At 74.7% G+C, this 8,043-nt stretch carries 9 protein-coding genes; 3 read left to right on the forward strand and 6 right to left on the reverse strand.

Going from position 1 to position 8,043, the window contains the following annotated elements:
- Together CRM73_RS17070 and CRM73_RS17075 are read left to right on the forward strand one after the other, a co-directional pair.
- The coding region (locus CRM73_RS17070) for an AMP-binding protein (protein ID WP_229588598.1) at nt 1-1,470 on the forward strand (1,470 nt) is incomplete at its 5' end.
- Nucleotides 1,467-2,642: an NAD-dependent epimerase/dehydratase family protein gene (locus CRM73_RS17075; protein WP_229588599.1), complete on the forward strand. Its 1,176-nt coding sequence runs from the start codon at nt 1,467-1,469 to the stop codon at nt 2,640-2,642. The genes CRM73_RS17070 and CRM73_RS17075, both read left to right, overlap by 4 nt.
- Before the next feature lie 102 nt (nt 2,643-2,744).
- On the opposite strand, the gene CRM73_RS17080 is transcribed toward CRM73_RS17075, so the two are convergent.
- The 6 genes from CRM73_RS17080 to coaD form a co-directional block, all read right to left on the reverse strand.
- The gene (locus tag CRM73_RS17080; RefSeq protein WP_017833171.1) at nt 2,745-3,788 is read right to left on the reverse strand and encodes an NAD(P)-dependent alcohol dehydrogenase; all 1,044 of its coding nucleotides are present in this window, start codon (nt 3,786-3,788) and stop codon (nt 2,745-2,747) included.
- 324 nt (nt 3,789-4,112) lie between these two features.
- Complete coding sequence (gene mutM / locus CRM73_RS17085) at nt 4,113-5,054, reverse strand: bifunctional DNA-formamidopyrimidine glycosylase/DNA-(apurinic or apyrimidinic site) lyase (RefSeq protein ID WP_017833172.1); 942 nt, start codon at nt 5,052-5,054, stop codon at nt 4,113-4,115.
- 20 nt (nt 5,055-5,074) lie between these two features.
- Entirely contained in the window at nt 5,075-5,773 is a 699-nt protein-coding gene (gene rnc / locus CRM73_RS17090; RefSeq protein ID WP_017833173.1) for a ribonuclease III, read from the reverse strand.
- A gap of 5 nt (nt 5,774-5,778) precedes the next feature.
- Nucleotides 5,779-5,982: a 50S ribosomal protein L32 gene (gene rpmF, locus CRM73_RS17095; protein WP_031282896.1), complete on the reverse strand. Its 204-nt coding sequence runs from the start codon at nt 5,980-5,982 to the stop codon at nt 5,779-5,781.
- Nucleotides 5,983-5,984: 2 nt separating this feature from the next.
- Nucleotides 5,985-6,497, reverse strand: a complete 513-nt coding sequence (locus CRM73_RS17100; RefSeq protein ID WP_165440247.1) for a DUF177 domain-containing protein — start codon at nt 6,495-6,497, stop codon at nt 5,985-5,987.
- Nucleotides 6,498-6,667: 170 nt separating this feature from the next.
- Entirely contained in the window at nt 6,668-7,135 is a 468-nt protein-coding gene (gene coaD, locus CRM73_RS17105; RefSeq protein ID WP_031282901.1) for a pantetheine-phosphate adenylyltransferase, read from the reverse strand.
- 83 nt (nt 7,136-7,218) lie between these two features.
- Between coaD and CRM73_RS17110 the strand changes: the two genes are divergently transcribed.
- Nucleotides 7,219-8,043: wax ester/triacylglycerol synthase domain-containing protein (locus CRM73_RS17110; protein WP_305067812.1), on the forward strand; the 825-nt coding region annotated here is incomplete at its 3' end.

Genomic DNA, 8,043 nt, shown 5'->3' on the forward strand with positions numbered 1-8,043 from the left:
CCGCCGGGCTCCGACCTCACCGCGCTGCTCTACGCGTGCCTGCGCATCGGCGCCGTCGTCGTCGTGGCGGACTCCGGACTCGGCCCCAAGGGCCTCACCCGGGCGCTGCGGGGGGCCGCCCCGGCCTGGCTCGTGGGCATCCGCAGGGCGCTCGTCGCCGGCCGGGCCCTCGGCTGGCCGGGCACCCGGATCTCGCTCGAGGCCCTCGACCCCGTGTCCCGCCGGGCCCTCGGCGTGGCGCACGACGTCCCCGCGCTGCTGGACTCGGCCCCGCGCGCCGACCTGCCTGCGCCGGACCCGGACGCGGACGCCGCGGTGCTGTTCACCTCCGGGTCCACGGGCCCGGCCAAGGGCGTCGTCTACACCCACCGCCAGCTCTCCGCCATGCGGGACGCCGTGCGCGGCACGTACGGGCTCACCGCCGGCACGGGGCTCGTGGCGGGCTTCGCGCCCTTCGCGCTGCTCGGGCCCGCCATGGGCACCACGTCCGTGACCCCGGACATGGACGTGACCGCGCCGAAGACCCTCACCGCCCGCGCTCTGGCCGACGCCGCCTCGGCCATCCAGGCCACGGCCGTGTTCCTCTCCCCCGCGGCGATCGCCAACGTCCTCGCGACCCGGCACGAGCTCGACGAGGGGCAGCGGCGGGCGCTCGAGCTCGTGGAGCTCGTGCTCTCGGCCGGGGCCCCCCTCCCGGAGCCGCTCCTGGAGCAGCTGCAGGAGCTCGTACCCGCGGCGACGCTGCACACCCCCTACGGGATGACCGAGGGGCTGCCCCTCACGGACGTGACCCTCGGGACCATCCGGCAGGCCGGCCTGGACAGCGCGGGATCCGCCGTGGCCGGCGCCGGCAACGGCGTGTGCGTGGGCACCGCCGTGCACGGCGCCGAGCTGGGGGTCACCGCCCTGGGCCCGGACGGCGTCCCCGACGACGGGATCACCACCGAGCCCGGGGTCACCGGTGAGATCGTCGCCCGCGCCCCGCACGTCAAGGACCGCTACGACAGGCTCTGGCACACGGAGCACCTCAGCACCCAGCTGCCCGGCTGGCACCGCACCGGGGACGTCGGGCACTTCGACGCCGCCGGGCGGCTGTGGGTCGAGGGCCGCCTCGCCCACGTCATCGTCTCCGCCGGCGGCGTGCTGACGCCGGTCGCCGCGGAGCACGCGGCCCGGACCGTGCCCGGCGTCGGCCGCACCGCCGTCGTCGGGGTCGGCCCGGCGGGCACGCAGGTGCCCGTGGCCGTCGTGGAGACCGTCCCGGCGGCCCCGCGCCCGGGCCCTGCCGACCCGCTGCTCTCCGGTGCCGTGCGCGCCGCCGTGCGCGAGGCCACGGGCCTGGACCTCGCGGCCGTGCTCGTGGTCCCCGAGCACCCCACCGACATCCGGCACAACTCCAAGATCGACCGAGCCCTGCTGGCCGGATGGGCGGAGCACGCCCTGGCCGGAGGAAGGATCAGGAACCCGTGAACGGCAAGCACCGCCAGGACGGCACGCACGACGACAAGGTCCCCGCCTACGACGCCTCCGTGACGGAGGGCGCCCCGCCGGCCGGCACCGGCAGCCACGAGGTGGAGCGCGAGCGGCAGGAGCTGTCCGGCGACGGGCGGACGGTGCTCGTCACCGGCGCCTCCGGGATGCTCGGGGAGCACGTGGCGCGGCTGCTCGCCGCCCGCCACTGGACGGTCCGGCTGCTCCAGCGCCGGCACGCGCCGCTGGCCGACCAGCCGAACGTCGAGGAGGTCCTGGGCTCGGTCACGGACCCGGACGCCGTGGCGCGGGCCATGGAGGGCGTCGACGACGTCGTGCACCTCGCCGCCAAGGTCTCCTTCGCCGGGGACTGGGACGAGTTCGTGCTGACCAACGTCACCGGCACCCGCGTGGTCCTGGAGACCGCGCGGCGGGCCGGCGTGGACAACGTGGTGTTCGTCTCCTCGCCGTCGGTCGCCCACACGGGCGACTCCATCGTGGGCGAGCCCGCCCGGGCGGCCGACCCCGTGCACGCCCGCGGCAACTACGCCCGGTCCAAGGCCGCGGCCGAGCTGCTCGCGCTCGAGGCCGACGGCCGTGGGATGCGCGTCACGGCCGTGCGCCCGCACATCGTGTGGGGCCCCGGGGACACCCAGCTGGTCGAGCGGATCGTCGACCGCGCCGCGAAGGGGCGGCTGCCGCTGCTGGACCACGGGGCGGCCCTGATCGACACCACCTACGTGGACAACGCGGCCGAGGCGGTCGTGCGGGCGCTGGAGCGGATCGAGTGGGCGCACGGACGGGCGCTGGTGGTCACGAACGGCCAGCCCCGCACCGTGGGCGAGCTCGTGGCGGGTTTCTGCCGGGCGGCCGGCGTGGAGCCGCCCACGCGCCGGGTCCCCGGCGTCCTGGCCCGCCTCGCGGGCACGGTCATCGAGAAGGTGTGGGCGCTCCGCCCGGGGGCGGACGAGCCGCCGATGACGGCCTTCCTGGCCGAGCAGATGTCCACGGCCCACTGGTTCGAGCAGCAGAGCACCCGCGAGGTGCTCGACTGGACGCCGTCCGTGACGGTCGAGGAGGGCATGGCGCGGCTGGCCGAGTACAACCGGACCCACACCCTGGGCGCCCACGACGCCCCGATGCCCGCCACCGGGTCCACCGCCGCCCGCTGATCCCCCGCCGCGTCGGGCGGCGGGCCGGTCGGCGGTCTGCGCGCGGCGCACCCCCGGGGCGGCCGCACGTGCGGTCGCCCCGGGGGTGCGCGGGGCCGGGGATCAGACCAGCGTGGCGGTGTCGATCACGAACCGGTAGCGCACGTCCGAGTTCTGCACCCGCTCGTAGGCCTCGTTGATCTGCTCGGCCGAGATGACCTCGATCTCGGCGCCCACCCCGTGCTCGGCGCAGAAGTCGAGCATCTCCTGGGTCTCCCCGATGCCGCCGATCATGGACCCGGCGAAGGTGCGGCGGTTGGCCAGCAGCGAGAACACGTTGACGTCCAGCGGCTCCGCCGGGGCGCCGACGTTGACCATGGCCCCGTTGACGTTCAGCAACGACAGGTGGGCGTCGAGGTCGATCTTCGCGCTGACCGTGTTGAGGACCAGGTCGAAGGTCCCGGCCAGCTCCTCGAACGTCTGCGGGTCGCTCGTGGCGTAGTAGGCGTCGGCGCCCAGGGCCAGCCCGGCCTCCTTCTTGCGCAGCGACTGGGAGAGCACCGTGACCTCCGCGCCCATGGCGTGGGCGATCTTCACGCCCAGGTGCCCCAGCCCGCCCAGACCCACGACGGCGACCTTCTTGCCGGGGCCGGCCTTCCAGTGGTTCAGCGGGGAGAAGGTGGTGATGCCGGCGCACAGCAGGGGCGCGGCGACGTCGAGCTCGATGCCCTCCGGGATGCGCAGCACGAAGTCCTCGGTGACCACCACGTGGGTGGAGTACCCGCCCTGGGTGACGGTGCCGTCCCGGTCCTCGGCGCCGTAGGTCATCACGGCGCCGTCGAGGCAGTACTGCTCGTCGCCGGCCCGGCAGTTGGCGCACTCGCCGCAGGAGTTGACCATGCACCCGACCCCGACCCGGTCGCCGACCGCGTGGCGGGTGACGCCGGCGCCGACCTCGGTGACGATCCCGGCGATCTCGTGCCCGGGGGTCAGCGGGTACTGCTGGGGGCCCCAGTCCCCCTGGACGGTGTGCAGGTCGGAGTGGCAGATCCCGGCGTACTTGATCTCGATGAGGACGTCGTGGGCGCCGAGGTCCCGGCGCTCGAGAGTGGTCGGGACCAGCGGTGCGCCGGCGGACGGGGCGGCGTAGGCGTTGACGGTGCGCAAGAGGTGCTCCTCGGAGGGTGTGGGTGCAGAAGTGTGCGTGCAGCAGTGCGGGTGCGGCGGAAGGGGGCGCCCGCCCGGGCGCACGGCGGCCTCCGGAACCGGGTGCGGCTCCTGGTGCCGGCGGTGACCGGGGGTCGCGACCGCAGGGGCGGCCGCCACGGAGGGTGGAGGACGGTGCGGGGCCGGCGCGGGGTCTTCCCCGACGGGATCATGGCGAGCCGCACGTCCTCGACGAGCCTACACGCGCAGGAAGTTGGAAAGGAAGCTGATCGATTCCGGGCCGCCGGGGACCGGCGCCCCCCGTGCCCCGCCCGGGGCCCGGTCTCAGAACCGGGCGTTGCGGGGCGTGCGCTGGCAGACCGGGCAGCGGTAGGAGGAGCGGTTCATGAACTGCTCCCGCACGATCAGGGTGCTCCGCCCCTCCTCCGCGCAGCGCGGGCAGGGCAGGGAGGCCCGGCCGTAGGCGGAGAGGGAGCGGGCGAAGTAGCCGGACTCGCCGTTGACGTTGACGTAGAGGGAGTCGAAGCTCGTCCCGCCGGCCGCCAGCGCGCGGTCCATGACCTCGCGGACGGCCGCGAGAAGGCGCAGCGTCTCGGGCCGCCGGAGCGTGTCGGTGGGCCGCGCCCAGTGCAGGCGCGCCTGCCACAGGGCCTCGTCCGCGTAGATGTTGCCGATCCCGGAGACCAGCGCCTGGTCCAGCAGCGCGCGCTTGAGCCCGGTCCGGCGCCGGCGCAGCCGGTCGTGGAGGCGCTCCGCGTCGAAGGCGGGGTCCAGCGGGTCCCGGGCGATGTGGGCGGCCCGGGCGGGCACCAGCGGGACGCCCGTGGCCGAGCGGCCGCCCGGGGCGCCGTCGTCGGTGGGGACGAGCCGGTCGAGGAGCATGCCGCCGAAGATCCGCTGGTCCACGAAGCGCAGCTCCGCCGGGGTGCCGGGGCGCTCGGACAGGCCCAGCCGCACCTTGAGGTGCTTCTCGTCGGGCAGCCCTGCGTCCTTGACCAGCAGCTGCCCGCTCATCCCCAGGTGCACCAGCAGCGCCTCCTGCGGCGGGGCGCCGTCCGCCCCGGTCAGCGGCAGCCACAGGAACTTGCCGCGGCGCACCGCGTCGGCCACGACCGCGCCGTCGAGCTCGTGGCCGAAGGAGACGGGGCCGGGCTCGTGGCGGCGCACCGAGCGGGGGTCCAGGACCTGCACGGACTCGATCCGGCGGCCGACCACCCAGCGCTCCACCCCGCGGCGGACCACCTCGACCTCGGGCAGCTCAGGCACGGGCGCTCCGGGGCGCGCGCTCAGCCACCGCGGCGGGCCACCAGGGTCGCGTAGGCCTGCGCCGCGGCGGAGCGCTCGGCCTCCTTCTTGGTGGTGCCGGTGCCCGTGCCGTGGTCCTGACCGCCGACGAGCACGTGCGCCTCGTAGCGGCGGTCGTGGTCGGGGCCCGTGCCCTCCACGGCGTAGCGCACGGGGCCCAGGGCGCGGGCCGCCGCGAGCTCCTGGATCTCGGTCTTCCAGTCCCGGCCCTCGCTCATCACGAAGCCGTCCTCGAGCAGGGGCACCACGAGCCGCAGCACGAAGGCCCGGGCCGCGTCGAGGCCGGTGCTCACGTACACGGCGCCGATCAGCGCCTCCATGGTGTCGGCGAGGATCGAGGCCTTCTCGTGCCCATTGGTGCGCACCTCGCCCTTGCCCAGGCGGATGTGGGGGCCCACGTCCAGGGACCGGGCGAGGTCGGCGAGCGTGCGGGTGCTGACCACGGCCGAGCGGATCTTCGCGAGGTTGCCCTCGGAGTCGTCGGGGTAGCGGTGGAAGATCTCGTCGGTGACCGCGAGACCCAGCACGGAGTCCCCGAGGAACTCGAGCCGCTCGTTGTGGCCCTGCCCCTCGTGCTCGTACGCGTAGGAGCGGTGGGTCAGGGCAAGACGAAGCGTCCCGGCGTCGATGTCGACGCCGAGACGCTCCAGCAGGTCCTGAGGTGTCGCGGTGGAGGTCACCGTGGTCAGGCGTCGGCCACCTTGCGGCCCTTGTACTCCAGGAACAGCGCGGTGCCGGCGGAGTCGGTCACGACCTTCGCCTGGTGCGGCAGGCTGTAGGTGACCTTGCCGTTCTCGACGGTCTTGACCAGCTTGGGCGCGGTCGCCTTCCACTGCGAACGGCGTGCACGGGTGTTGGCACGGGACATTTTCCGCTTCGGAACAGCCACGGCTATCTCTCTTCTCTCGGTTCGGTCGTCTGGGTCGAGGTGTCCTGCTCGAGCAGCCCCGACAGGGCGCTCCAGCGAGGATCGAGCACCTCGTGGTGGTGTCCCGGGTCGTCCTCCAGGCGCGCGCCGCACTGGGCGCACAACCCCTGGCAGTCCTCCCGGCACACCGGTTGGAACGGCAGCTGCGTGATCACTGCGTCCCGAAGCATGGGCTCGAGGTCGATGGTCTCGTCCTGAACTTCATACATCTGGTCGTCCTCGGAGTCCTCCCCGCCGTCGGCGGCGGGGTCGAAGACGTAGAGCTCCTGCACGTCGACGTCCAGATCGTAGTCGATCGGGTCGAGGCACCGGCTGCACTCGCCGTGGATGGCCACGGCGGCCGTGCCGGACACCAGGATCCCGTCGTGGACGGATTCCAGCCGGAGGTCCAGGTCGATGTCCGAGCCCTCCGGGGCGCCGATGAGTGCGTTGCCGAAGTTCTCCGGCGCGGGCACAACTTCTTCCAGGCGTCGCATCGTCCCCGGGCGGTGCTCGAGGTCCCGGACACCGATGGTGAGGGGCGAACTGTTCTCGCGACTGATGACTGACTCCTGGTGAAATTCTGACCGACAGACCATGTTAGCGTGCCGCCCTGCGCGTTCTCAAACGGGCCGGGTCCGGGCGCGCCGGGACGGGCCGCGCCCGCTCAGCCCTGCAGGGCCCGCAGCACGGGCGCCGGCACGAACCCGGAGACGTCGCCGCCGAGGCCCTGGACCTCCTTCACGAGGGTCGAGGACAGGTGCAGGAACCGAGGGTCGCCGGGCAGGAAGACCGTCTCCACCCCCGTGAGGTGGCGGTTCATCGTGGCCATCGGCACCTCGTACTCGAAGTCCTCGCCCGAGCGCAGCCCCTTGACCAGGGCCACCGCCCCCCGCTGCGCCGCGTACTCCGCGAGGAGGCCCGCGCCCATGGGCTCGACGACGACGCCGGCGACGTCCGCGAGGCTCTCCGCCACCAGGGCCAGCCGCCGGTCAGCGTCGAAGCGGTAGCGCTTGTGCGGGTTGGTGGAGACCGCGACGACGACCTCGTCGAAGAGCGCCGCGGCGCGCGCGACGACCTCCACGTGGCCGTTGTGCAGGGGGTCGAAGGAGCCGGGGCAGATCGCTCGGTGCATGGGTGCCATCCTAGGGGCGCTCCGTGCCGGGGCGGCGTACCGTGGTGGACGAGGGAGTCCTCCGGCCAGAGCGGAGCACCGACATGGGCATGCAGTGCCGCCGGGCGCGGACCGGGGAGCGGATCAGCGCCCTGGACGAGGCCAACCTCCGCGTGGAGCGGCGCGGGGTGCCCATGCACGTCGCGGCCCTGGCCCTCCTGGAGGCCGGTCCCCTCCTCGATGCCGGCGGGCGCGTCCGGCTGGCGGAGGTGCGGGAGCACGTCGAGCGGCGCACCCGGGACGTCCGGCCGCTTCGCCGGCTGCTCACCCGCCCCGGGGGCGGACGCCCCGTGTGGCTCGACGACCCGGTCTTCGACGTCTCCCGGCACGTGCGCAGCCGTCCGGTGCCGCCGCCCGGGGACGAGGAGAGCCTGCTCCGGGTGTGCGCCGGGATCGCCGCCGTCCCGCTGCCCCGGGACCGGCCCCTGTGGGAGCTGTGGCTGCTCCCCGGCCTCGCCGGCGGCCGGGTCGGCCTGCTGATCCGGTGGCACCACGTGCTCGCCGACGGTCTCGCGGCGCTGACCCTGCTCGCGCCCCTGTTCGATCCGGCGCCCGGCGGCGCCCCGCGCGCCCCGGACGCGCCGGGTCGCCCGGGGACGGGCGGCCCGCCGCCCGTTTCTGCCACGGCCCGCGCTCCGGCCCGCGCCGCTGCCCGCCTGCTCGGCGCCGCGGCCCAGGTCCGCGGCGCGCTCGCGGAGGGCCGCGCCCCGGCGCTGTCCGTCAACCGGCCCGTGGGCGCGCGGCGCCGGGCAGCCGACGTCTCCCGAGCCGGTGCGGGGTCCCGGTGTGGCTGCTCGGCCTCGTGCACCGAAGCGTCTGATGGTGTGTCGAACTCGCGGTACAGGCCAACATGCCCGAGCGCGTGGTTG

The organism is Kocuria sp. CCUG 69068, from assembly GCF_020833785.1.
In the GTDB taxonomy this organism is placed as follows: domain Bacteria; phylum Actinomycetota; class Actinomycetes; order Actinomycetales; family Micrococcaceae; genus Kocuria; species Kocuria rosea.

Bases quoted from the DNA above. Each gene is read 5' to 3' on its own strand.
- CRM73_RS17100 (WP_165440247.1), bottom strand. From the start codon at position 6,497: ATGCGACGCCTGGAAGAAGTTGTGCCCGCGCCGGAGAACTTCGGCAAC.
- coaD (WP_031282901.1), bottom strand. From the start codon at position 7,135: ATGCACCGAGCGATCTGCCCCGGCTCCTTCGACCCCCTGCACAACGGC.